The sequence below is a fragment of the Nonomuraea sp. NPDC049129 genome, assembly GCF_040648495.1.
Classification (GTDB): domain Bacteria; phylum Actinomycetota; class Actinomycetes; order Streptosporangiales; family Streptosporangiaceae; genus Nonomuraea.
Genome location: NZ_JBEZDU010000016.1, coordinates 110,900 through 136,402, shown reverse-complemented (window position 1 = coordinate 136,402; position 25,503 = coordinate 110,900). Strand labels below are relative to the sequence as shown.

Annotated in this window: 17 protein-coding genes; 7 read left to right on the top strand and 10 right to left on the bottom strand. The window is 70.4% G+C overall.

Features of this window, described 5'->3' with window-relative positions; translation table 11 throughout:
- Positions 1–6 precede the first annotated feature (6 nt).
- From AB0B64_RS39365 to AB0B64_RS39340, 6 genes are all read right to left on the bottom strand, one after another.
- On the bottom strand, positions 7–300 hold the full coding sequence (locus AB0B64_RS39365; RefSeq protein ID WP_357954169.1) for a chaperone modulator CbpM: 294 nt from the start codon (positions 298–300) through the stop codon (positions 7–9).
- Positions 297–1,220, bottom strand: a complete 924-nt coding sequence (locus AB0B64_RS39360; RefSeq protein WP_358184247.1) for a DnaJ C-terminal domain-containing protein — start codon at positions 1,218–1,220, stop codon at positions 297–299. The genes AB0B64_RS39365 and AB0B64_RS39360 overlap by 4 nt, the downstream gene beginning before the upstream one ends.
- Positions 1,220–1,888 carry a nucleotide exchange factor GrpE gene (gene grpE / locus AB0B64_RS39355; protein ID WP_358184244.1) on the bottom strand — a complete coding sequence of 223 codons (669 nt, stop codon included), beginning with the start codon at positions 1,886–1,888 and terminating at the stop codon, positions 1,220–1,222. Before grpE ends, AB0B64_RS39360 begins: the two co-directional genes overlap by 1 nt.
- Position 1,889: 1 nt before the next feature.
- Complete coding sequence (dnaK, locus tag AB0B64_RS39350) at positions 1,890–3,773, bottom strand: molecular chaperone DnaK (protein WP_358184241.1); 1,884 nt, start codon at positions 3,771–3,773, stop codon at positions 1,890–1,892.
- A 43-nt stretch (positions 3,774–3,816) separates the two neighbouring features.
- A complete protein-coding gene (locus tag AB0B64_RS39345; protein WP_357954175.1) occupies positions 3,817–4,293 on the bottom strand; it encodes a general stress protein in 477 nt (158 codons plus the stop codon).
- A gap of 142 nt (positions 4,294–4,435) precedes the next feature.
- The gene (locus AB0B64_RS39340; RefSeq protein WP_358184236.1) at positions 4,436–7,144 is read right to left on the bottom strand and encodes an AAA family ATPase; all 2,709 of its coding nucleotides are present in this window, start codon (positions 7,142–7,144) and stop codon (positions 4,436–4,438) included.
- Between the two features lie 155 nt (positions 7,145–7,299).
- Between AB0B64_RS39340 and AB0B64_RS39335 the strand changes: the two genes are divergently transcribed.
- Positions 7,300–10,287 (top strand): glycoside hydrolase domain-containing protein, encoded by a 2,988-nt coding sequence (locus AB0B64_RS39335; protein ID WP_358184233.1) that lies wholly within the window; start codon positions 7,300–7,302, stop codon positions 10,285–10,287.
- A gap of 94 nt (positions 10,288–10,381) precedes the next feature.
- Here the strand turns inward: AB0B64_RS39335 and AB0B64_RS39330 are convergent, their stop codons facing one another.
- Positions 10,382–11,533, bottom strand: a complete 1,152-nt coding sequence (locus AB0B64_RS39330; protein ID WP_357954180.1) for an ROK family transcriptional regulator — start codon at positions 11,531–11,533, stop codon at positions 10,382–10,384.
- 77 nt (positions 11,534–11,610) lie between these two features.
- Here AB0B64_RS39330 and AB0B64_RS39325 point away from each other — a divergent pair, with 77 nt between their 5' ends.
- The 6 genes from AB0B64_RS39325 to AB0B64_RS39300 all read left to right on the top strand — a co-directional run bounded on the left by AB0B64_RS39325 (position 11,611) and on the right by AB0B64_RS39300 (position 19,972).
- A complete protein-coding gene (locus AB0B64_RS39325; RefSeq protein WP_358184231.1) occupies positions 11,611–12,873 on the top strand; it encodes a Gfo/Idh/MocA family oxidoreductase in 1,263 nt (420 codons plus the stop codon).
- On the top strand, positions 12,866–14,119 hold the full coding sequence (locus AB0B64_RS39320) for an extracellular solute-binding protein (protein ID WP_358184228.1): 1,254 nt from the start codon (positions 12,866–12,868) through the stop codon (positions 14,117–14,119). Before AB0B64_RS39325 ends, AB0B64_RS39320 begins: the two co-directional genes overlap by 8 nt.
- A complete protein-coding gene (locus AB0B64_RS39315; protein WP_357954187.1) occupies positions 14,116–14,997 on the top strand; it encodes a sugar ABC transporter permease in 882 nt (293 codons plus the stop codon). Before AB0B64_RS39320 ends, AB0B64_RS39315 begins: the two co-directional genes overlap by 4 nt.
- Positions 14,994–15,860 carry a carbohydrate ABC transporter permease gene (locus AB0B64_RS39310; RefSeq protein WP_357954188.1) on the top strand — a complete coding sequence of 289 codons (867 nt, stop codon included), beginning with the start codon at positions 14,994–14,996 and terminating at the stop codon, positions 15,858–15,860. Before AB0B64_RS39315 ends, AB0B64_RS39310 begins: the two co-directional genes overlap by 4 nt.
- Positions 15,861–15,868: 8 nt before the next feature.
- A complete protein-coding gene (locus AB0B64_RS39305; protein ID WP_358184225.1) occupies positions 15,869–17,602 on the top strand; it encodes a beta-galactosidase family protein in 1,734 nt (577 codons plus the stop codon).
- A gap of 63 nt (positions 17,603–17,665) precedes the next feature.
- Entirely contained in the window at positions 17,666–19,972 is a 2,307-nt protein-coding gene (locus tag AB0B64_RS39300; protein ID WP_358184222.1) for a family 43 glycosylhydrolase, read from the top strand.
- Between the two features lie 59 nt (positions 19,973–20,031).
- On the opposite strand, the gene AB0B64_RS39295 is transcribed toward AB0B64_RS39300, so the two are convergent.
- The 3 genes from AB0B64_RS39295 to AB0B64_RS39285 are packed head-to-tail and all read right to left on the bottom strand — an operon-like array spanning position 20,032 to position 25,477.
- Entirely contained in the window at positions 20,032–20,823 is a 792-nt protein-coding gene (locus AB0B64_RS39295; RefSeq protein ID WP_358184219.1) for an alpha/beta hydrolase, read from the bottom strand.
- Between the two features lie 41 nt (positions 20,824–20,864).
- Entirely contained in the window at positions 20,865–21,857 is a 993-nt protein-coding gene (locus AB0B64_RS39290; protein ID WP_358184216.1) for a hypothetical protein, read from the bottom strand.
- A 2-nt stretch (positions 21,858–21,859) separates the two neighbouring features.
- Positions 21,860–25,477: a serine/threonine-protein kinase gene (locus tag AB0B64_RS39285; protein ID WP_358184213.1), complete on the bottom strand. Its 3,618-nt coding sequence runs from the start codon at positions 25,475–25,477 to the stop codon at positions 21,860–21,862.
- Positions 25,478–25,503: the final 26 nt, after the last annotated feature.

The window sequence follows — 25,503 nt, the reverse complement described above, 5'->3', positions numbered from 1 at the left end:
AGCCCCCTAGTGTCGTTCCGACAAGCGCCGCAGGTTTGCTTCCAGCTCCTCGATCCGGTCGAGCAGGTCGATCACCAGGCCGATGGCGGCGTAGTTGATCGACAGGCCGTGGTGCAGCCGCTGGATCCGGGCGGCCACGGCCACCTGGGCGGGCGGGAAGCACAGCTCCCCCCTGGCGTCCCTGACCGGTTCGAGCAGGCCGAGCGCCACGAGCCGGCGGACGGCCTCCGGGTGCAGGCCGGTGGCGCGCGCGTAGGAGTTCAGGTCCAGGCGCGCCGGCCGTACGAGTGCGTAGGTCATGAACGCCCCCTCGGGTCGAAGGCCGAGACGGCGGCGAGCTGCTCGAACAGCCGCCGCTCCTCCTCGGTGAGCCGGGGCGGCACCATGACGCGCACCTCGGCGAAGAAGTCGCCGGCGCCACCGCGCGGGTCGGGCATGCCGCGCCCGCGCAGCCGAAGGCGGCGGCCCGACGAGGTGCCCGGCGGCACCTTCAGCTTCGCCTCGCCGCCCGGCGTGTCGATGGCCACCGTGGCGCCCAGCGCGGCCTCCCAGGGCGCCAGCGGCAGAACGGCGTGGATGTCGCGTCCCTCGACGCGGTAACGGGGATGGTCGGCGATCCGGACGATGAGGTAGAGATCGCCCCGCGGCGCGTCGCCGCTTCCGTGGCCGCCCTCACCGGCGAGCCTGACGCGCCGGCCGTTCGTGACGCCCGGGGGGATCGTGACGTCCAGCCGCCGGCCGCCGGGCAGCGTGATGGTGCGGCGCCCGCCCTTGTACGCCTCCTCGACCGTGAGCGTCAGCTCGGCCTCCTGGTCGGCACCGGGCACCGGCCCCCAGCCGCGCGCGCCTCGCCCGCCTCGGCCGCCGAACATGCCGCCGAGCAGGTCCTCGATGTCGATACCGCCCTCGAAGCCCTCTCCCCCCGCCGGACGCCACTGACGGCCGCCGCCGGCGCGGGCGCGGGCGTACTGCTCGGGGTCCACGTCGGGCGGCACCTGGCGGAAATCAGGACCGAACGCGTCGTACCTGCGGCGCGTCTGGGGATCGGACAGTACGGAGTACGCCTCCGAGATCTCCTTGAACCGGTCCTCCGCCCCGGGATCCTTGTTGACGTCGGGATGGTTGGCGCGTACGAGCTTGCGGTAGGCCCGCTGGATCTCGTCCTGGTCGGCCTTCCGGTCGACGCCCAGCACTTCGTAGAAGTCCCGCCGGACGACCATCACTCCGCCTTCTTCGACACGACCACCACCGCGGGCCGCAGCTGCCGCTGGCCGTCGCCATAGCCGGGTCGCACCACCTGGACGACGGTGCCGGGCGCGACGTCGTCCCGTTCTACGGTGGCCACCGCCTCGTGGTGGACCGGGTCGAAGGGCACGTCGCTCTCGTCGTGGCGGGCGTACCCGAGGCGGGACAGCACCGCCAGGGCCTGGTCCCGTACGGCCCGCACCCCCTCGACGATGGCGCGCGCCTCGCCTTTCTGACCGGCCGCGTGGCCCAGCGCGAGCTCCAGGTTGTCCAGGATGGGCAGCCACTCGGCCGCCACCCGGTCCCGCTCCTCGGCCCGCAGCCGTTCGGCGTCGCGGGCGATGCGTTTGCGTACGTTGTCCAGTTCGGCGACCGAACGCAGCCAGCGGTCCTCCAGTTCGGCGAGCTTCGCGTCAGTCTCCGCGGAGGCGTCAGTCTCTGCGGAGGCGTCGGTCTCCGTAGAGGCGTCGGCGGAGGTCTCCACGGGCGCCTTCGCAGGCACGTCGGCGGGCGTGGGCCTGGGCGCGTCCGCCTTCGCGGGCGTGGGCCTGGGCGCGCTCGCCTTCGCGGGCGCGCCCGGTGCCTGCCGAGCCGGTGCTTCGGCCTGGTCCGTCCGGTCCGTCCGGTCTTCGTGGCCGTTCATGTCACTCCGTGTCGGATGTGGTGAACTCGGCGTCGATCACGTCCTCGTCGCGGCCGGAAGCGGCCTCCGTCCTGCCCTGGGGCGGTACGGCCTGCCCACTGACCGCGAGCCCGTGGTAGACCTGCTGGAGTTCGCCGCTGAGGCCGCGCAGCCGGTCGAGCGGCGCCTCTTCCTTGACCGCCTGCCGGGCGTCCTGGACGAGTTGCTCCGCACGCGCCTTCTCGTGGACGGGGACCCCGTCGCCGAGCTCCTGCAGGCGGCGTTCCACCTGGTAGGCGACCGTGTCCAGCTCGTTGCGGGCGTCGATCGCCTCCCGGAGCCGGGCGTCCTCGGTGCGGTGCTGCTCGGCTTCGGCGACCATCCGCTCGATGTCCTGCTTGTCCAGGTTGGAGCTCTCGCTGATGGTGATCTTCTGCTCGGCACCGGTGTCCTTGTCGCGGGCGGTGACGTTGAGGATGCCGTTGGCGTCGATGTCGAAGGTGACCTCGATCTGCGGCTCTCCGCGCGGCGCGGGGCGGATGTTCTCCAGCCGGAAGCGCCCGAGCACCCGGTTGTCGGCCGCGCGTTCCCGCTCCCCTTGCAGGATCACGATGTCGACGGCGTTCTGGTTGTCGTCGGCGGTGCTGAAGGTCTCGGTCCGGCGGGCCGGGATCGTGGTGTTGCGTTCGATGACCTTGGTCATGACGCCGCCGAGCGTCTCGACGCCCAGCGAGAGGGGCGTGACGTCGAGCAGGACGACGTCCTCGACCTCGCCCTTGAGGATGCCGGCCTGGATCGCCGCGCCGATGGCCACGACTTCGTCCGGGTTCACCGTCATGTTGGGGTCCTTGCCGCCGGTGAGCCTGCGTACGAGGTTCTGCACGGCGGGCATGCGGGTCGATCCGCCGACGAGGATCACCTCGTCGATGTCCGACGGCCTGAGCTTGGCGTCCTCCATCGCCTGCTCCACGGGATGGACGCAGCGCTCTACCAGGTCGGCGGTGATCTGCTCGAACGTGGAGCGCATGAGCGTGGTGTTGAGGTGCTTCGGCCCCGCGGCGTCCGCCGTGATGAACGGCAGGCTGATCGTGGTCTGGGTCACCGCCGACAGCTCGACCTTGGCCTTCTCCGCCGCTTCGAACAGCCGCTGCAGGGCCTGCGGGTCGCGGCGCAGGTCGATACCCTGGTCCTTCTGGAACTCGTCGGCCAGGTGGTCGACGATCCGCCGGTCGAAGTCGTCGCCGCCGAGGTGCCCGTCGCCGGAGGTCGAACGTACCTCGACGACCCCCTCACCGATGTCCAGGATGCTGACGTCGAAGGTGCCGCCGCCCAGGTCGAAGACCAGCACGGTCTCGTTGGACTTCTTGTCCAGCCCGTAGGCCAGCGCGGCGGCGGTCGGCTCGTTGATGATCCGCAGGACTTCCAGCCCGGCGATGCGGCCCGCGTCCTTGGTCGCCTGGCGCTGGGCGTCGTTGAAGTAGGCCGGGACGGTGATGACGGCCTCGGTCACCTTCTCGCCGAGGTACTTCGCCGCGTCGGCGGCCAGCTTCCTCAGCACGAGGGCCGAGACCTCCTCCGGCGCGTACTGCTTGTCGCCGACCTGGAAGCGTACCGATCCGTCCGACCCCTCCACCACGTCGAAGGAGACCGCGTGGATCTCGCTCTCGACCTCGTTGAAGCGGCGGCCGATGAACCGCTTGGCGGAGTAGATCGTCCCTTTAGGGTTGAGTATGGCCTGCCGGCGGGCCAGCTGGCCGACCAGCCGCTCGCCCTGGTCGGTGAACGCCACCACCGACGGTGTCGTCCGGGACCCCTCCGCGTTGGGAATGACCGTGGGCTGACCGTCCTCCGTGGCGGCGATCACCGAGTTGGTCGTACCGAGATCGATGCCGACTGCTTTCGCCATGGCGAGCTCCCCCTAGCCGCTTTTCTTGCTTTCCGCTCTTTTGCTAGCCGCTTGTCTTGCCGAGCAGTTCCTGAGCCCTGGCCACGTGTTCGGATTCGACGAGGACGTCGTACTTGTCGGCTACCAGCCCGCTCTCCGAGACGAAGTCCCGGCGGCCGCCGTGCACCGAGTGCGAGATCAGGCCGTAGATCGCTCCGGCGATCAGCCCCCACAACAGGCCCCACAGCAGCAGGCCGACCATGGCCGAGGGCCTGGGCGCGAAGAAGATCCCCAGGAACAGGCCGATGAGCACACCGAACCAGGCTCCGGACGCGGCGCCCAATCCGGCGGCGCGCAGGTACGTCATGCGCGAGACCACCCGCTCGATCGAGCGCAGTCCCACGCCTACGATGAGCGTTCCCTGTACGGGGAACCCGTGGTCGGACAGGAAGTCCACGGCCTTCTCGGCCTCGGCGTACGTCGGATAACTGGCGACCGGGACCCGGTTCGCGGTGATCGGGCCCGGGGATGCTAGAGACACGGCTCCTCCTCGCGTTCAGGCGGGATATCTCTGCGTACGCTCGCGAGTGCGTACGCTTTCGAGGCTTCTCCGGGCATCCGTCCGCCACATCCCCCAGATGGGTAGTCATCACTGTCTGTGCGGTCATCCGGGCGGGTTTCGCTCAGGCTCCTGCCACGCCGGACGGGCCGGTCTCGATCCTTCCCTGCGACACCATGAGGCGTACGAGCTCGATGCGGGAGTTGATGTGCAGCTTGCGGTAGACGTGCCGCAGGTGGAAGGCCACCGTGTGCACGCTGATGAAGGTCTGCTCGGCGATCCGCCGGTTGGTCCATCCGTCGGCGACGAGCAGCGAGATGTTCCGCTCGGTCTCGGTGAGGCTGTCCCAGCCGGAGACCGGCCGCTCGGCGTAGCTCCAGTGGCGGTGACGGACGCCCATGCCGCGCAGCCGTTTGCGGACGCGCGCCGAATCCCTGACGGAGCCGAGGTCCTGGTAGATCGCGAGGGCGCGATCCAGGTTGCCGGCCGCTTCCTCGTGCCGCCCGGCCGTGACGAGCGCCATGCCGAGGTCCTCCGCGGCCGAGGCCCGCGCCCACGCGTCGTCCGTCCGCTCGGCGGCCTGGGCGAGGGCGTCGCAGTCGCCGTCGAGCAGGCCGCGGGCGTGCGCGGCCGAGGCGACCAGCGCGGCGAACTCCGGATTGCCCTTGCTGAGCGCCTCCACAGTGGCCACGACCGCCTCGGCCGCCGGACGGTCATCGGCGGCGAGGGCGACGCGGACCATCCACGCACCCGCCGTGGGTTCCACGGCGAGCATCGAACGCAGCCACCCGAGTGATGCGGGAAGGTCCGTGAGCAGTGTCATCGCGCTCAGCGGTCCGTCGCGTACCTCGGCGACCTGTGCCGTCAGCAGAGTGTGCCGTGGATGGCCGTCGAGTGGGCCGCCTGTTCCGTCCGCGACGTACCGCGACGCCGCGCGCAGGTCGCCGCGCCGCAGCGCGACGGTGGCGAGGACGGCGTTGGCCACCGTGGCGGGCAGCGGGGTGCCCAAGGTGGTGGCCAGGTCCAGGGCTCTCTCCGCCTCGGTGACGGCGTCGGCGAAACGGCCCGCGGCGAGCTCGGCCCGGGCCTCCAGAGCGGAGGCGTCCGCGGTCCAGGTCAGGTGGCCATCGGCGGACATGTCCGCACGGGCCTCCCGGAGGATGGCGCGGGCCTGGTCGAGCCGGTGGACGTCCATGAGCAGCGCGGCGGAGACGAGCAGGGGCTCGTAGCGATGCACGGGCGACTCGTCCGTCCCGGCCGGCCGCTCGTCCGTGACGGCCAGCCGCCGGGCATCCTCGGCGAACGCCAGCGCCTCGGAGAGCCGGCCCTCCTCCCACTCGGTGACCGCGAGCGCGACCAAGGCCGCGACCGTGGCCACCGGACCGTGCCGGGCGCCGCCTTCCAGGACCTCGTACGCGTACTCCCGGGCGGACGTGCCCGAATCCCGCAGGCGCGTCAGGGCGTACAGCCGGACCAGGACCGCCCGATCGCGCACATGGCCGGGTAGATCGGGCACGGCCAGCATCGTCTCGGCCAGCCGCAGGGCTTCCTCGATCCGGCCGGTCAGATACATGATGTCCGACAGGAGGCAGCGCAGCTCGGCCGCGTCGTCCGCCGGGTCGCGATCCGCCAGGCCCTCGTCGACCAGCCGCTCGGCCTCCTGCAGCCGCCCCCCGGCGATCGCCGTGTCGATGAGCGCGGCCAGGTGGCCGGAGCCGCGGCCAGGGCCGGGGCCATGGCTGGGGTCGAGGTCGGGGCCGGAGACTCCCAGTGACCGGCTCGAAGGTCCGGCGTAGACATCCGGTGGCCGGCTCGCCGGTTCGGCGTGGGTGCGGACGCCGAGTTGGTCCAGCAGCGCGTGCCGTACCGGTTGCGGGACCCGCGTGGCGACCACGAACCTGACCAGTTCGTGCCGGAAGGTGAGGCCCTGTGGGGTGGCGGCCAGGATGCCTGCCGCCATGCACTCCTCGACCAGCGGAAGCAGGGCGGCCGGTGTGGTGCCCAGCAGTGACACGGCCTGTTCCGGCGAGAAGGACCGGCCCAGCACGGCGACGGTCTCCACCAGATTCCTGGCACCCGTGCTGAGGGCATCGATCCAGTGGCGGACGACCATCCGCAGCCGGTGGGGAACGTACCCATGCGGCAGGACGGCTCCGGCTCCCAGCCGCCCTTCGTCCCGGAGCCCGGCGAGCAGCTCGCTGATCAGTAGCGGGTTGCCGCCGGCGCCGCCCGCCAGTGCCAGCAGGGCCGGCTCGGGTGGCGCCCCGAGCGTCTCCGTCATCAGCCCGACGACCGCCTCCGGCGAGAGCGGCGTGAGCTCGAGCCTGGCGGCTCCTTCTCGCTCCAGGAGGTCGAACAGGAAGGCGGCCTGGCCCTGTTCCACCGCGGTGGATCGGCTCAGCAGCCAGCCGATGGGCCGGGACGCGAGCACGTGGTGCAGGGCGCGCAGCACCATCAGCGTCATCGGGTCCGCCCAGTGCAGGTCGTCGAGCACGACCAGCACCGGTCCCGTGGCCCGTTCCTCGAGGCCGGATCGCAGGCGTTCGAGGGTACGCGCCCGCGAGTCGCCGGGATCACCGCCGGCCGGCTCGAAGCGCAGGTCGAGAGCCTGGTACAGCATTCCGCAAGGGATCAGCTCGCCCAGCTCCCCCGGGCCGCCCTGGAGCACGCTGATGTGGCGCTCGCCCGCGGCGCGGGCGGCTTCGGTGAGCAGGCGGGTCCGGCCTGCCCCCGGTTCGCCGTCCACCAGCAGCGTCCCGGCCGCGCCACCCTCTATCGTGCGCAGCAGGCTCTCGACACCGTGCCATTCCCGATCGCGTTCCCACATTCGCATCCCCCAATTCCTGGCTATCCGGACGGAGGACGCCGAACCTCATGTGGGGGGAGATTTTTCGCATCTCCCCGCGGGCGACGTTCCGCCCGGCGCGGGAATCCCAGGCGGCACACCCTCTTGACCCAGACTTACACAAGAACCCATGATAAGTGCTCATGCTACGCCGAGCACTTCCCTTACTCTGCGCGACCTTCCTGCTCGCACCGTTCGCGCCCGCCGCCATCGCCGGCACGAACGCCGCACAGCTCTGGGTCGAGAGTCCGCAGAAGACCGTCTATCGCACGACGACGGTTCCGCAGAGCCCGAACACCGCCATCAGCCTCGTAGCCGCCCGCGGTGAGTACGAGAGCGCGCAGATCGCCGTACGCGCGAAAGAACGGCTGCGCATCAAGCGCGTCCGATTCGGCAACCTGACCGCGGGCGGCCGGCGGCCGATCGCGGGAGCCAACCTGAGCTACCACTTCGTCGCCTACAAGGACGACAGCAAGGTCGCGGCGAACCCGTTCTTCCCCGACCGTGAGGGCAACCTGCTCTATCCCGAGTCGGCCATGCCGGATCCGCTCTCCAACGACCAGGAGACCTGGGTCGAGGCCGGCCAGACTCAGCCGGTCTTCGTCACCGGGTTCGTGCCACGCGGCACGGCACCCGGCACCTATCGAGGAACGGCGACGGTCGAGACGACCCGGGGCGACTACCCGGTCCCGATCACCTTCAGCGTGCACGCCGTCGAGGTCCCCACGATCGACAAGTCACCGTTCACCAACTACCAATGGACGATGACGAACGGTTTCACCTGGGACGGCTTCAGCTGGAACGGTGCGGCCGGCCAGGCCTATGACGTCGGCAAGTACTACTACGGCGTCGAGACCTACAGCGACGCGTGGTTCCGCCTCATGGACGAGTTCGCCCGCAAGCTCGCCGAATATCGCACCAACATGGTCTGGCTCCGCACCGACCTGTTCCTGCAGTCCACCGGCACGGAGCTGTCGGAATTCCTTCAGGGGATTCCGCGCGACATCGACTGGACGAACTTCGACCGCTACGTCGCGACGTTCAAACGGCACGGGATCACCAGCTTCGCCAACCAGCATCTCATTCACGCGCTGAACAAGATGCCGGACAACGAGAAGCCCAACGACAGCTGGAACACCAAGCTGCCGGACAGCCTGCCGGTCACCGACGCGTTCCTGACCAACTATCTGACCGCGCTGCACCAGCACCTCAAAAGCAAGGGCTGGACGAACGGCCTGACGTGGTACCAGCACATTCAGGACGAGCCCATCACCGCCGCCCAGCGCAACCTCTGGACCTATGTCGCGCGCAAGATCAAGCAGATCAACGCCGATATCGGCGCCGACTTCCGCACCATGGACGCCGATCCCGATGGCATCCTGCTCGACGACAAGACCAAGCCCTATGTCGACACCTGGGTTCCGCTGACACCGGCGTTCGAGCGCAAGAAGGCCGGCTACAAGGCACAACAGGCCGCGGGTCAGGACCTGTGGGTCTACACGTGCGAGGTCAACACTCCCCCGTGGCTCAACCGCTTCTGGACGCAGCCGACGATGACCGGCCGCATGCTGTTCTGGGACCTCGAGCGTGAGGGCGTGCAGGGTCATCTGCACTGGGCGTGGAACGCGTGGTACGTGGGTCCCTGGAAAGGCGACTCCTACATCGTCTATCCCGACAAGGCCAACTTGACGGTGAAGAGCAGCGTGCGCCTCGAGGCGCAACGCGACGGTCTTGAGGACTACGAGCTGCTCTACATCCTGAAGAAGCGCGACCCGGCCTTGGCCCAGCGGATCGTCGACAGCGCGATCAGCCCGGAGGACCCGCGGCGCTACACGCTCGACCCGGCCTATCTCGACGCTCTGCACGGCTACCTCGTGCGGGCGGCCGCGGGCGAGCCTGTGGGCGCCATTCCCCAGCCGACCAGCCCCTATGAGGGCCAGGACGTCCCGAACACCTTCCTGGTCGACAACACCGACAGCGGCATCGGCTACTCCGCCGGCTGGGCGCCCCGGCAGCGGCAGTCCGCGTACCTCGGCAGCGTGCACATCGGCAAGAACGCCGGCGACAAGGTGACCTACGAGTTCGAGGGCACCGGTATCGACGCGTTCTTCGAGAAGAACACGACGACCGGAAAGGTGTCCGTGTCGGTCGACGGTGGGCCGGCCACGGTGCTCGATCTCTACGAGGCGGTCCAGTACGACCGCTTCACCGCGTATCAGAAGACCGGGTTGAGACCGGGCAAGCACCAGATCCAGCTCACCAACCTGGAGAACAAAGAGGTGCGGCTCGACGGATTCCGCGTGCGACTCGCGCCTGGGCAGCGGCACTTCGACGCGACATTGAAGGATCTCAAGCTCACCAACGTCTCGGAATTCTCCTTCGAGGGATATCGCGGTGACTACACGCTGCTCGTCAACGAGGGCAAGAGCACAGTCGGCCTGACCCCGACGCTGACCGACGCCGGCGGCACGATCACCGTCGACGGCAGCCCGGTCGCCAACGGCGCGAGCGTCGACGTCAACGTGGCGAACGGCAAGAACAAGGTCGAGATCCGCACGCTGGCAAGCGATGGCAAGACCGCGAAAACCTATGCGCTCACGCTCGTGAAGGGCGCGGTGAACACGGCGGACGCCAACATCGCCCGAAGCTATTCGGCGGTATCCGCTTCGGCCGCCCGTGATGGCGACGGCGGCGTGCAATACGGCCCGCAGAAGATGGTCGACGGCGAATACGGCACGATGTTCGCCGCCAAGCAGGGCTACACCGACGCGAATCCGTTCCCGCACGAGATCGTGCTGGACTGGAAGGAGCCGAAGGCGTTCAACACGCTCGTGGTCGCGACCCGTGGTGGCATTCCGCAGGGCCTGACCGATGTGGACGTCGAGGTCTCGGCCAACGGCACCGACTGGACGACCGCTGTGCGGGGCGCCGCGTTCCGGTGGACGCACGACGATGACGACGGAGTCATGGAGTACTCGGCCGCCGATCTTCCCGACCTGCAAGGCGTCAGGAAGCTACGCCTGAAGATCAACGATGCGAACTACACCCGCTGGAGCATGTACGCCGTCTATGAGCTGGAGCTCTACAACCTGCCGGTCATCCGTTCGGCGACGAGCGGTCAGCCCAGATAGCCGCCATCCAGCACGCCGGTGAGCAAGCAGGTTCGCGCCCGTCGCCTTGGTCAGGCGACGGGCGCCATCTGTGGCACCGCGAGAGCGATGATCGTCAAGCGGATGGCTTGGGCAGGGGAGCGTCGAAGTCGTAGAGGCGGGCGTCGACGTGATCGAGCGCGCGCCGTACCGCCCCCAGGACCACGGCCTGCTCCCCCAGGTCGGAGATCACCACCACGGGAGGTTCGAGGCAGAACGGGTCCAGGTGCCGGCGCACCGGCTCAAGCAGCACGTTGCCCGAGCGCGAGACGCCGCCGCCGATCACCACCAGTTCGGGATCCACGGTCAGCACCAACGCGGCGATACCTTCGGCCAGGTCGCGCGCGTACTGATCGACCGCCCACCGCGCGGCCGGGTCGCCGGACCTGGCCACGGCGAAGACCTGGGCGGCGGCGTCCTGTGGCGCTGTGCCGGGCGGCAGACCCTGAAAACCGGTCAGATGGACGGGCGCGCGGTGCCAGCCGATCAGCGGCAGCGCGCCGATCTCGCCCGCGCCACCCCTGGCTCCTTTGAGCAGCTTGCCGTCCACCAGGATGCCCGCACCGGTGCGCACGCCGGACAGCACGAACACCAGGTCGTCGATGTCGCGGGCCTGGCCGCGCCAACGCTCGGCGAGCGCGGCCAGGTTGCAGTCGTTCTCCACCAGTACGGGGCAGTCGAAGCTCGCCCGCAGCTCACCCGCCAGATCGAGGCCGGTCCACTCGGGCAGGCCGACCGACAGTTTCACCACGCCCTCGGGGGTCACCACGCCGGTGGTGCCCGCGCAGACGGCGGCGATGCTGTCGGCGGTCAGCCCGGCGGCCTCCAAGGCGCCCGCGATCGCCCTCCTGAGGCCGGCCAGGCGCTCGGCGCGACCGGCGGCGGCGGTGGTCCGCTCGTCGTGCGCGGCCACGACCGTGCCGTCCAGATCGGCGACGCTGGCCCGGAGCGTGTAGGAGCCGATGTCGATCCCGAGCACGTGACCGCCCGTCGCGTGGAAGGCGAACAACCTGGCCGGCCGCCCCATCTGACCGCTCTCCGGCGGCAGTTCCCTGAGCCAGCCCGCCGCCAGCAGCTCCTCGACCAGGCCCTCCACGGTCGGCCTGGACAGCGCGGCCTCCTTGGCGAGGTCGGTCAGCCCGAGCGGCCCCCGCGCCCGGACCGTGCGGAGCGTCGTCACGAGATTGATCCGGCGAAGCCGCGAGGTGTCGCCGCCGCGGATCGTCATGCTTGCCCCCTTGACAGATGCTATGCGGCAGAAATAAAAACATCCTTCATTAGTAAGTCTCACTATAGGGGATGTGAATGGTCACTCTTGCCGTGATTGGAGCGGGCCTGCGCGGCGCAGGTTACGCGAGGCTGGCGCGCGAAGCCGGGTGGGCCGAGGTCGTGGCCGTCGCCGAGCCCGACCCGGCCAGGCGGGCGGAGTTCGCGGCCGAGCACGGCATTGCGGCCGAGCGCGCCTTCGCCGACTGGCGGGACCTGCTGGCCGGAGAGCGGCTGGCCGACGCGGTGATCGTGGCCACGCAGGACCGCCTGCACCTTGAGCCCGCCGTACGCGCGGCCGATCTGGGCTACCACATCCTGCTGGAGAAGCCGATGGCGCCGACGGAGGAGGACGCCGCGGCCATCGCCGCGGCCGCCGACCGCAACGGCGTGATCCTGGCGGTCTGCCATGTGCTGCGCTACGCGCCCTACACCACCAGGCTCAAGGAACTCCTGGACGCGGGCAGGATCGGCCAGATCATGAACATCCAGCACCTGGAGCAGGTCGGCTGGTGGCACCAGGCACACTCCTTCGTGCGCGGGAATTGGCGGAACGAGGCCGAGTCGGCCCCGATGCTCCTCGCCAAAGCCTGCCATGATCTTGACTGGCTCGTGCACATCAAGGGCGAAGTGCCCGAGCGGGTCTCCTCCTTCGGCAAGCTGGCCCACTTCACCAAGGAGAACCAGCCCGCGAAGGCCGCCGACCGATGCCTGGACTGCTCCGTCGAATCCACCTGCCCCTACTCGGCCAAGCGGCTCTACATGGACTCCCTCGCCGATCCGAACCGGCACATCTGGCCGCTCGGCGCGATCACCAGGGACTTCACCGAGGAGGGCGTGCTCACGGCCCTGCGCGAGGGCCCGTACGGCAGATGCGTCTACGCCTGCGACAACGACGTGGTCGACAGCCAGGTGGTGATCATGGAGTTCGCCGACGGCACGAGTGCCACCTGCACCGTGACCGCGTTCGGCGCGCTCGAGCACAGGAAGACCAGGATCTTCGGCACGCGCGGCTCGATCGAGTGCGACGGCGAGACGCTGCGCGTGCACGACTTCCTCACCAATGAGGTGTCGGTGATCGACGCCCTCGCCGGAGCGGACGCCTCGGCCGCCTCCGGTCACGGAGGGGGTGACGGGGCGCTGCTGAAGGCGTTCTTCGCCGCCGTCCGCGACAACGACCCGGCCTTGGTCTCGACCAACGCGCAAGCCAGCCTCGCCACCCACCGGGTGGTCTGGGCCGCGGAACAGGCCCGGCACACCCGTACCGTCGTTTCGATAGAAAAGGCCCCCCACCATGCGTAAATTGACGGCCGTCCTCCTGATCGGCGCCCTCGGCCTGGCCGCCTGTGGCAAGAAGAACAGCGGCGAACCCGCCCAGCAGTCGCTGTCGTACCGCTCGTCCTGGGGTGCGGCGGAACCCCAGTCGAAGATCATCAAGACGATCTTCGACGACTTCGCCAAGGAGACGGGCACCAAGGTCGACGTGAAGTTCGTCGGCCGCACCGGCAACGAGAACCTCAACGCCGAGATGGCCTCCGGCCAAGGCCCCGACCTGTTCGACACCACCACCGGCGATATCGACACGCTGACCGCCCAGCAGATCATCGGTCCCATGGACGACGTGGAGAACGCGCAGGTCCCCGGCGAGGGCAAGACGGTCAAGGACGTGCTCCCCGAGCCGGTACGGCGGGCCTCCTCCGGCAAGAACGGCCTGGCCTACATCCCGCACACGATCATCTCCACCGCCATCTGGTACGACGCGGCCAAGCACCCCGGGCTGAACCCGCAGACCTGGGAGGAGTTCATCGCCTTCCTCGACGAGTCCAAGAAGGCCGGCCGCACCCCGATCGGCCAGGACGGCACCATCGCCTTCTACAACGTCTTCTGGTTCTACAGCCTGCTGGTGGGCGCCAACGGCGCCGGGAGCCTCGCCGAGCTGGCCAAGGACCCGGCCAACTGGGACAAGCCTCAGGTGCTCGACGCTGCGAAGAAGGTCGAACAGCTCGCCAAGGGCGGCTACTTCCAGCGGGACTTCATGGCGACCAAGTTCCCCGCCGCGCAGAACGCCTGGGCGGCGGGCACGTACGACCTGAACCTCAACGGCACCTGGCTGGCCAGCGAGGTCCAGCCCCAGCTGGCTCCCGGCTTCAAGGTCGCCTCGTTCCAGGTCCCCACCGGCGGCAAGAAGTCCATCGAGGTGGGCACCCTCGGCTGGGGCGTGAACGCCAAGGGCAAGAACGTCGCCACGGCCAAGAAGTTCCTGGCCTTCGCGCTGCAGAAGAAGTACATGGAGCAGTTCTCGACCGTGGCGCTGAACATCTCCTCGCGCGGCGACGTGCCCGCGCCCGCGCACATGGCCAACGTGCAGAAGGCCGTGCTGGAGGCCAAGGAGACGCACCTGAGCTACGACTACGCGGGCGCCGACAAGACCTGGTGGGGCGACATGTTCCTGCCGCTGAGCGACAAGCTCCTCTCCGGCAAGATCGACGCGACCACGTTCGTCCGCGAGGGCAAGAAGAGCACAGCCGAGCACCTGGCGACTGGATGAAAACCTATGAACGGGCCTTCTGGCCCTTTCTGCTGCCCGCGCTCCTGATCTACACCTTGCTGTTCGTCGCGCCCTCGCTGTTCGGGATCTGGGTCGGCTTCACCAAATGGTCGGGGCCCGGCTCGGAGATGACCTGGCGCGGGCTGGACAACTACGTGGCGCTGCTGCACAACGACGTCTTCGTCACGGCCTTCACCAACACCTTCGTGATGGCGGCCGTCGGCGGCGTCCTGATCTTCGGCTCCACGTTCCTCGCCATGGTCGTGCTCAGGCAGCTCAAGGGGCGGGCCTTCATCCGGGCCGTCGTCTTCCTGCCGATGGTCATCTCGATCATCGCGATCGGCGCGGCGGTGGGCTTCCTGCTCAACCCCGAGGGCGCGGTCAACACCGTGCTGGAGTGGATCGGCCTGGACCCGCGGCCCTGGCTCGGCCCCGACATGGTGTTCCGCTGCGTCGTGGGCGGGCTGGTCTGGTCGAGCACCGGCTTCTACGTCGCGCTGATGATGTCGGCGGCCGACGCCATCCCGACGCATGTGTACGAGGACGCCCAGCTCATCGGGGCCACCAAATGGGAGCAGTTCCGGCACATCACGCTGCCGTTGACCTGGGACGTCCTCGCCGTGGCCGCCGTACTCTGGGTGGTCGGCAGCCTGAAGATCTTCGACATCGTGCTGGCCTTCACCACCGCGGGAACCGCCGCCGCGCCGCCGATCCCCGCCCGCACGATCGCGGTGCAGCAGTACATCGTGGTGAAGGGCGCCGGCCTGCCGGAGCTGGGAAGCGCGGCCGCCATGGGCGTGATGACGCTCCTCGTGACGGCCGTACTGATCGTGCTGACCCGGCGCATCACCAGACGTGATCGAGTGGAGCTGTCATGAGACGTCTGATCGGGGACATCCTGCTGCCCCGGGCCACGGCGATCGCGTTGTGGGTCTGGGTGGCCTTCAACCTCGCCCTGATCGGGTGGGTGGGCATCCAGTCGCTGAAGGACTCGGGCGAGGTGTGGCTGCATCCGTTCGGCCTGCCGAAGAGCCTGCGCTGGGACAACTTCAGCTCGGCGTGGCAGGCGGCGGAATTCTCCGCCGCGGCCATGAACAGCGTGGTGCTGACCCTTCTCGGGTCCGTGCTGATCGTGGCGGTGTCCGCCCCCGCCGCCTATGTGCTGGCACGCTCAAGCCGGCGCGTCGCCGGCCCCGCGATCAACTACTTCGCGATAGGGCTGAGCATCCCGATCCAGACGATCCTGGTGCCGATCGTGGTGATCAAGCTGTCGGTCTACACCTTCATGGAGGACTGGGTCACCGGCTGGTGGGACAACCGCATCACCTTGTTGGTCTTCCAGGTGGCGCTGTCGGTGCCCTTCGCGGTGTTCGTGCTCACCGGGTACATGCGCTCGCTGCCGCACGAGATCGAGGAGGCGGCCGAGATCGACGGCGCCGGCCCGCTCCGCGCGTTCGTTCAGGTCATCATGCCCGTGGCCAAGCCGGGCTTGACGACCGTGTTCGTGCTCAACGTCATGGGCCTGTGGAACGAGACCCTGCTGGCCCTGCTGATCGCTCCTCTCCCCGAGGAACGCAACCTGCCCGCCGCGCTCCTCGGTCTGTACAGCAGCATGCAGTACAGCTCCGACTGGGGCGGCATGTTCGCGGGCATCGTGATCCTGGTCTACCCCATGATCGTGCTCTACCTCTGGCTGGGCCGCCGCATCGTCGACGGCATGACCGCCGGAATCAGCAGGTGATCGGCGAGATGCGTGCCTTCTCCGTCGATGGCGGCTCATTCCGGCTGGACGGCGCGGAGTTCAGGGTGCTGTCGGGCGCGGTGCACTACTTCCGCGTGCACCCCGAGCAATGGCGGCACCGGCTGGCCATGGTGCGCGCGATGGGCCTCAACACGGTCGAGACCTACGTACCGTGGAACCTGCACGAGCCGCGGCCGGGAGACTTCCGCCGCCTGGACGAGCTGGGCGCGTTCCTCGACGCGGCGGCGGCCGAAGGTCTCCTGGCGATCGTGCGCCCCGGACCGTACATCTGCGCCGAATGGGACAACGGCGGGCTGCCCAGCTGGCTGACCGGCACCATCCGCGCCGGCGACCCCGGCTACCTGGCTCACGTCGACCGCTACTTCGACCGGCTGATCCCGCAGGTGGCCGAGCGTCAGGTCACCCGCGGCGGCAACGTGATCATGGTCCAGGTGGAGAACGAGTACGGCTCCTACGGCAGCGACCACGCCTACCTGCGCCACCTGGCGGACGGCCTGATCAGCCGCGGCATCGAAGTGCCCCTGTGCACCTCCGACGGGCCGGCCGACCACTACCTGACCGGTGGCACGATCGACGGCGTGCTGGCCACGGTGAACTTCGGCTCCGAGCCCGAGCAGGCCTTCGCCGCACTGCGCGCCCACCGGCCGGGCGACCCGCTGTTCTGCATGGAGTTCTGGTGCGGCTGGTTCGACCACTGGGGGCACGAACACGTCACCCGCGACCCGCGGGACGCCGCGGACATCCTGGAGCGGATCCTGGCCGCGGGGGCGTCGGTGAACCTGTACATGGCGCACGGTGGGACCACTTTCGGAACGTGGGCGGGCGCCAACCGCACCGGGGACGACAGCGCCGGCCCATGGCGGCCCACGGTGACCTCCTACGACTACGACGCGCCCATCGACGAGCGCGGCGCGCCCACCGAGAAGTACTGGCGGCTGCGGGACGTGCTCTCCCGCTACAGCGACGAGCTCCCCGACGTGCCACCCGTGCCCGCCACGCTGCCGCCCGCCACGCTACGCCCCGCCCATTCGGTACGGCTGCGCGAGGCACTGGACGCCATCGCGCGGCCGGAGACCACCGCGCCGATGCCGCCGGCGTTCGAGGACCTGGAGCTGGACCACGGCTTGGTCCTTTACCAGGCGACCGTTCCCGGACCGCGCGGACCGTACCCGCTCACCCTGCGCGACGTACGCGACCGCGCGCACGTCTTCGTCGACGGCCGCCTCGCGGGCATCGTCGAGCGGGACACCGATCCCCCCGCGCTGCTCGCGGACGGGCATGCCGCCCTGGAGATCCTCGTGGAGTCGATGGGACGGACCAACTACGGTCCGCTGCTCGGCGAGCGCAAGGGCATCCTCGGCGGTGTCCTGCACCACCACCAGTACGTGCACGGATTCACCGCGCGGCCGATCCCCCTGGAGGACATATCGCGGCTGAGGTTCCAGCCGGGAACGACGAGCGAGCCGCTCTCGTTCTTCCGCACCACACTCGAGGTGGCCGAGCCAGGGGACGCGTTCCTGGCACTGCCCGGCTGGGGCAAGGGATACGTCTGGATCAACGGCGTCCTGCTGGGCCGCTACTGGAAACACGGACCCCAGCAGACCCTGTACGTCCCGGCACCTCTGCTCGAAACGGGCACCAACGAGATCATCCACCTGGAATTGGACCAAGTGGGCACCCTGCTGCAGATCCGCGCCCGGCCCTCGTACGACGGCTCTTAGACGCGTCTAGCCTATTTTTCCGGTTTATTGACGGAAAAATACGGCGTCGACAGACTCTGCGGCATGCCCCAACCCCATGATCGTTTGTCGCGGCTCAGCCGGGCCCTCGGCCTCACCGTCCTGCTGTCCGGGCTGGTCATCGGCCCGCCGGCGGCGGCGCAGGCGCCGAGCACGTACGCCAACCCGGTGTCGGCGGGCGTGGTCGACACCTTCCCCGACCCGACGATGATCCACGGCAAGGACGGGTTCTGGTACGCCTACGGCACCCAGAACCCGGTGTTCAACAGCAAGGGCGAGGACGGCGAGCGGATCTTGCCGATCCTGCGTTCCAAGGACATGGTGCGCTGGGAGTACGCCGGGCAGGTCTTCACCCCGGAGACCCAGCCCGCCTGGCACAACGCGGCGCGGCTGTGGGCGCCGGACGTCAGGTACATCAACGGCAAGTACTACCTCTACTATTCGGTGTCCCCCAACGGGGGTGATCTCGGACTGGCGACGGCACCGACCCCGACCGGGCCGTGGACCGACGCGGGTGACGTGCTGCCGTCCTCGACCGCCTGCCCCACGGGCAACATCGACCAGGCGCAGTTCACCGACATCGACGGCACCCCGTACATGTACTGGGGAAGCTACGACATCATCTGCGTCGCGAAGATGAACGCCGACGCCACCCGCATCGAAGGTCCGGCGACCCAGGTGGCCAGGGGGCGCCGGATGGAAGGCGCGTACGTCGTCCGGCATGACGCCTTCTACTACCTCTTCTACTCCGACGCCGGCTGCTGCCAGGGCGCCTACAGCGGGTACCAGGTCAAGGTCGGCCGGGCCACCACTCCGTCGGGCCCGTTCGTGGACGACGAGGGTGTCAACCTGATGGACCTGACCAGCAAGGGCGCCATCGTGGTCGGCGCCAACGGCAACCGCTGGGCCGGCCCGGGACACAGCGGCTTCCAGACCGACCTGTCCGGCCAGGACTGGCTTGTCTACCACGGCATCTCGACGGCCGACCCCGATTTCCCGCCGATCGGCGGCGGGCGGCTCGCGGGCCTGAGCAAGCGCCCGCTGCTGATCGACCGGCTGGACTGGATCGACGGCTGGCCGGTGGTACGCGCCGGAGCCGGACCGTCCGAAGGCGCCCAGCCCGCGCCGGTGACCTCCTTCGCCGCCGGCGGCACGTTCAACGACGGCTCCCTGACCGGCTGGCGGGCCGAGGGTGGCTGGTCGGTGCGGACCGATCAGGACGCGCGGGGGTACGCGAGCCACGCCGGAAGCGCCACCGGGTACCTGGTCTCCACGAAGAAGGCCCCCACGGCCGACGTGCGGGCGCAGGCGGATCTGCGGCTCACCGCCGGCGCCGTCGGCCTCACCCTCGCCTATGCCAACCGCGAGAACAACGTCGTGGCCTGGCTGGACCGGGACAGCCGCGCGCTGGTCACCGACGTGGTGATCGGCGGCAGGAGCCGCGGCAGGTCGGTGACGGCGCTGCCGGCCGGGTTCGACTTCGGCACCTGGCACACCGTGGTGGCCGAGCTGCGCGGCCCCGAACTGAGGGTCAAGGTGAGCGCCGACCAGCTCGGTGACCCGGTCGCCGAGCAGACCCGCCGCCTGCCGAGGGCCGCGGCCCGTCACGGCTCGGTCGGCGCGGTCGCGCGCGGCAGCGGCGCCGATGCCGACAACGTCGGTGCCGCGAAGCTGTACACCCCCGTCACCGAGCGGGTGCCCGACCCCCGGCCGGGTCCGTTGCTGCCCGCCTACAGCGACGAGTTCGACGGCGACACCGTCCCCGGCTCGCCTTGGCAGTGGGTACGCGGCCCGGCGGCCGGCGTCACCATGACCGGCGGCGCGCTGTCGTGGCCGACCCAGAACGCCGAGCTGTACCAAGGCACCAACACCGCGTCAGTGCTGCTGCGGGAAGCGCCGGAGGGCGACTACACAGTGGAGACGAAGATCGACTTCGCGCCTGCGCAAGCGGGTCAGCAGGCCGGGATCCTGCTGTACGAGAATGACGACCGGTACTTCAAGATGGTGCACTCGGTGGTCCCGCTGCAGCGGGGCAACGGGGCGGTGGTCCAGCTCAGCGAGTTCGCCAAGGAAGGGGAGCGGCCGACGACCACCCCGCCGACCGCGGTCTTCAACGGCCCGATGTTCGGCGGCCCGACCGCTGACACGATGTGGCTGCGGCTGTCCCACCACGCCGACAGCGCGCGCGGCGAGACCGAGGTGCGCGCGGCGACCAGCAGGGACGGCGAGCACTGGGTCTACAACGGCGTGTGGACGCTGCCGGCCAAGGAGCGGCTCAAGATCGGGCTGGTCTCGATGAACAAGTCAGGTGCCGTGGCCCGGTTCGACTACGTCAGGACTTATCGCGACTGATCCCGCTCAGCCGGTGCTGATCCGGTGCAGCCGATGTGGCCGCACCGGGTCCTGCCTGCCTAGGCCCGCTCGGCCAGCTCCACCACGGCCCGGATCAGCTCGTGCCCGTTCAGCATGGCCGGATCGTTGTGTCCTGCCCCCATCACCTCGACGGTCGTGACCTGTCCTCCGGCCGCCTTGACGACCTCCCTGCTCAGCCACGCCGGGACGATCGTGTCGCGGGTCCCGTACACGACCACGGTCGGCGTCCGCACGTCTCCGATCCGCTCCGCCACCGGGAACCGGTCGCGCAGCAACAGCCGTACCGGCAGGAACGGATAGTTGACCTGCCCCGCCGCGGCCAGATCGGTGAACGGCGAGCGCAACACCAGCCCCACCGGCGGGTGCTCCCATGCCAACCGCGTCGCCACCGCCGCCCCCAGGCTCTCCCCGAAGTAGATCACCCGCGTGTCCCCGAGAAACCGGCGCGCCGCGAGCGCGTCGAGGTACAGCCCCTCCTCGCTCGGGCTACCCGGATTGCCACCGTAGCCTCGGTAGTCCATCAGCAGCACCGGTAGCCCGTGCGCCGCCAGCGCCCTGGCCAGCGGTGCCCGATGCCACCTGTTGCCCGCGTTCCCGCCCACGACCAGCACGGTCACGTCCCGCACCCCGGGAACGTACCAGGCGGACAGCCTCAGCCCATCACCCGTGACGAACGAGACGTCCCGCGCCCCCGGGATGACCTCGCCCGCCGGCGGCACCAGCGACCGGTCGGGCAGGTAGATGAGCCGCCGCTGGAATAGCCACAGCAGCCCGAGCAGCAGGACCGCCACCGCGACGATCACAACCGCGGCCCGCGTCAGCGACGTCACCCATCAACTGTACGCAAGGCCGCTCAGGGGTTGGGGCGGGCTCAGTTGACGGTCACCCTGATCTCCGCGAACTCGTTCGCGGAGCTGGAGATCTTCACCCCCCACGCACCGCTGCTCACCGCCTTGGCCTTGATCAGGTATCTGCCCTTGCCCTTGGTGACGCTCTTGCGGTTGGTGCCGGATCCCTTGAAGAACAGCTCGGCCGTCTCGTTGTTGAGCGTGCTCCAGGGGTCGTTGACGCTGTCGCGCTTCTGCACGGTGCCGGTGTGCCGGACGGTCGTGTTCTTCGGGACCGACTGGCCGCTGACCGTGTGAGATACCTGGTAGAGGCCCTTCTTCTCCACCTCCGAGTGCTGCTGGGCGCTGCGCGAGCCGCGCAGCGCCTCGGCGTCGGCGGAAAGACCCCTCCCCGTGCCGGGCCTCCCGGAGTCGGGCGTGCCGGTGCCGGGGAACTCCGCCCGCCAGAAGCCGGAGTTCTGGGCGATGACGACCGCCCTGAACTCGCCGTCCTCCCCCGTCTCCGTACGGGTGATCTCGGTCCACGCGAACTCCTGGTCGGCGCGGAACTCCAGCAGGATCGGCCGGCCGCCGAGTCTCGCGTCGTCTGCTCGCAGGACCCCGGTGAAGGTCAGCTCGTCGCCCTCGGGCACCGGATCGGGCGCCAGGCTGAACGCGTCGATCCGCGTCACCGCGCCCGCCTGGTCGTCGGTCGCCACCGTGAAGGTGTCCTCCACGGCGTAACCGCGCGCGCCGACCCGCGCCCGCCAGACCCCCACGGTCTTCACCACGGCCTCCGCCCGCCACAGGTCGCCGAACTCGCCGGTCTCGACGTGGTCGAACGCGAGCCGCTCCCGCTCCCCGCCGGGGCCGTACAGGAGGCCGTCGAGGCGGCGTACCCCGGCGGTCGCGACCTCGACGGCCAGCGGCGCTCCGGAGATCACCGGGGCCGGTGTGATGTCGATCGACTCGATGATCCCGTCGTCGCGCAGCAGCTTCCACAGGATCGTCCGCGGGGTGGTTCTCAGGGTCGCCATGGTCAGCACACCTCTCTGAAGGGGATCTCAGGTATGAACCTGGCCCACTCGGCCGGGCTCAGGTCGGCGCCCGCGCGGGCGCAGATCCGGGCCACGGCCAGGGCGGGGTCGACGGGGATGGCGTGGATGGTGCCGTCCGCCGCGATGCTGCGCAGTTGCCGGCCGTCGGCGGAGAATCCCAGGGCCAGCACCCCGCCGGCGTGCGCCTTGAACGGATCGCCCAGAGAGGTACGGGCCGCCACGTCCCACAGCTGGACGCGGCCGCTGCTCCCGCCGGTGGCCAGGATGGCGCCGCCCGGCTGGAAGGCGATCGCCATGACCGTGTCGAACTCGCCGCGCCCCGGCGCCAGCCGCCCCAGCTGACGGCGGCCGAGCCCGTCCCACAGGTCGACGCCGAGCTGGCGGAAGCCGACCGCGATCGTCGCGCCGTCCGGGGCATAGGCCAGCGACCTCGCCCCGTCGACGCTGCCGCCGAACGGCCGGTCGCGCAGGACGTTCCCGGCGGTGAGGTCGATGAGGGCGGCGTCGCTGCCGCCGATCGCCAGGGTCTTGCCGTCGGGCCGGAAGGCCATCGCGTCGAACCCCGCCCTCGGCAGGTCCGCGAGCCGCCGGTGACCGCTGACGTCCCACAGCTCGGCCCGGCCCTCGGCGGGGGACACGACCAAGGTACGTCCGCCGGGGCTGAAGGCCAGGCCGTCGATGTACTGGCGGCCGCCCGCCGGCAGCCGCGCGATCTCGGTCCGGCCGGCCACGTCCCACAAGGTCACCGTGGTCGTCCCGGCCGATCCGGCCGCCAGCGTCCGGCCGTCGGGACTGAACGCCAGGGCGTACGCGCCGTCCGCGTCGTCGGCGTGGTCAGCGGCGGCGTCAGCGTCCTCGCCGTGGTCAGCGGCGTGGGCGTCGGTGTTCTCGGCATGGTCGGGAGCGGCGTCGGTGTTCTTGGCGTGGTCAGCGGTGGGATGGCGATGGCCGAGTGTGCCCAGTGACCGGCCGGCGGCGACGTCCCACAGCACCAGGCCGCCGGGTGTCTGCAGCGCGGCGATCCGTCCGGCGGGGTCGAACGCCGCCGCGCCCGCCGCGCCCGCCACATGGACGCCCGCGGTGAGGTCGAGCACCGCCACCGCGCCCCTGCCCAGCAGGTAGCTGAGCCGCGTGTGCCCGGCGTCGAGCCGGGCCGAGGGCATGCCGGAGGTGTCGGTCAGCGGGTAGTGAAGGGTCGGCTCGCCGGTCGCGACGTCCCAGACGGCGATGGCCGTGCGGTCGTACGAGATGAGCAGCCGCCCGTCCGCGCTGAAGGACAGCCAGGCGGCCGTGATGCCGTCGACGAGCGAGTCCGGACGGAACCGCCTGGTGGCCAGGTCCCACAGCCGGATCTCACCGCCTGTGGCGATCGCGGCCGTGCCGGGCCCGAAGGCGACCGCGCCGCCCGTTCCCCCGATCCGGCGTCGCGAGCCCAGCTCCCACAGCTCGTAGCGGGAGTCGGTGAAGGTGACGGCGGCGTAGCGGCCGTCGTCGGACAGGGTGATCCGGTCGACCCGCTCGTCCCGCGTGCCCATGACCAGCTTGCCGGTGCGGGCGTCCCGGACCTCGCCCCTGCCCTCGGCCGTCGCCAGGCCCAGCAGCCGCCCGTCGCGGCTGAGCACCGCGCCGAGCGCGGTCCCGGCGATGCGCGGGCCCGCCCGGCCCGTCGCGACGTCCCAGACGCGGACGCCGTCGGGGCCGCACACCGCGACCTTCGTCTGGTCGCCGCTCAGGGCGATCACGCGGACGCCCGTACCCACGCCGTCGACCGTGCGGATCGTCCGGCCGGCCTCACGCAGGGTCACCCGGCCCGCGTCGGCGACGGCCAGCACGCGGCCGTCGGCGCTGAGGTCGAACCGCGCGTCCGCCCCGGCGGCCGGAGGTGGCAGCACGGTCAGCTCGCGCTGCGCCAGCGCGCTGTACAGCACGGCCCGCGCCTCCTGGACCGGCGCGATCCGCCAGGCCGCCACGCTCAGCAGCATGGCCTTGACAGGGTCGGAGGTCTGGAGCGTCTCGGCGAGCATCGCGGTCTTGCGGGCCACCGCGATGTCCCGTTCCCGTACGGCCGCCGCCCGCTGCCCGGCGGCCACACCCGTGGCGGCCAGCGCGACGACCAGCATGGCGGCCAGCGCCGCCATGACCTGCCGTCTGCGACGGGCCCGGACCCGGCTGTAGGCCAGGCCCGCCGCCAGGAAGGCGTTCTCGACGAGGTTCAGCGTCACGTGCTGGCGGCCCGTCGCGGCCCAGCTCAGCGCGGACTCCAGGGAGCCGCCCTGGTAGAGGTCGCCGGTACGGCGGCCGTGCGCGTCCCACCGCTGGGCGGCCTCGCCGAGCCTGCGGTGGATGCGCAGCCCCGCCCGGTCGGCGTCGATCCACCCGCGCATCCGCGGCCAGGCGCGCAGCAGGGCCGCGTTGGCCAGCGACACCGTGTCGCCGTCGCGTACCACCAGCTCGGCCCGGGTGAACCCGAGCAGCACCCGGTCCAGCATGGGTGGGTCGACGACCCCGTCGTCGAGCTCGCCGGACGGCACCTTGCGCAGCATGTCCTCGGCGCCCTCGCCGGGCGTGACCAGGCGCAGCATGATCTGCGGCACCACCGCCTGGTCGGTGCCGCGCAGCCGCCGATAGATCTGCTCGGCCACCAGCTCCAAGGGCGGCTGCGCGAGCAGGGCGGGCGGCCGGATCACGTCGGCCGCGCGGCTGCCCTCGGCCAGCAGCGCCCGCGTCCCGCCGTCGTCACGCGGGACGACACCCTGGCCACTTTCACGCGGGACGACGTCCCGGCCGCTGTCGCGGGAGACGACGTCCCGGCCGCCGACCAGGGCCAGCAGCAGGCTCCGGGAGCTGGGGCGCTCGCCCGGGTCCTTGGCGAGGGCCGCCGTGACCAGGGCGCGCAGCGGCTCGGCCAGGCCGGACACGTCGGGGGCGGCGGCGAGGATCTGGTGCAGCAGCCCCGCCAGGTTCTCGCCGGTGAACGGGTCCCGGCCGGTCGCCGCGTACAGGACGACGGCGCCCCACGCCCAGATGTCCACGGCCGGGCTCGCGCGCTGGCCGATGACGCTCTCCGGGGCCATGAACGCCGGCGTCCCGGCGACCTGGCCGGTCGGGGTGAGCGACATCTCCGACGTCCTGGCGATCCCGAAGTCGATCACCCGCGGGCCGTCGGGGCCGATCAGGACGTTGTCGGGTTTCAGGTCGCGGTGAATCACCCCGGCCTCGTGGATCGCGGTCAGCGCGGTGGCGATGCCGGTGGCCAGCCGGTGCAGGTCGTCCGGCCGGTACGGCCCGGCGGTCGCGACCGCCCGGCGCAGGCTGGGGCCGCCGACGTACTCACTGACGATGTACGGGCGGGGGTCGTCGAGCTCGACCGACAGCACCCGAGCCGTACAGAACGCCGACACCTGCCGGGTCGCCGCGGCCTCCTTGGCGAACCGGTCCCGCAGCTCGGCCCCGGCACCCGGATGCAGGACCTTGATCGCCACCCGCTGCCCTGCGGGGTCGTACGCCTCATAGACCACTCCCTGGCCGCCCTCCCCCAGCCGGCCCGCGAGCCAGTATTCACCGAGCTGGCGCGGGTCGCCGGGAACAAGGGCGGGCATGTTCTCGATGGTGCAACGGCATCACC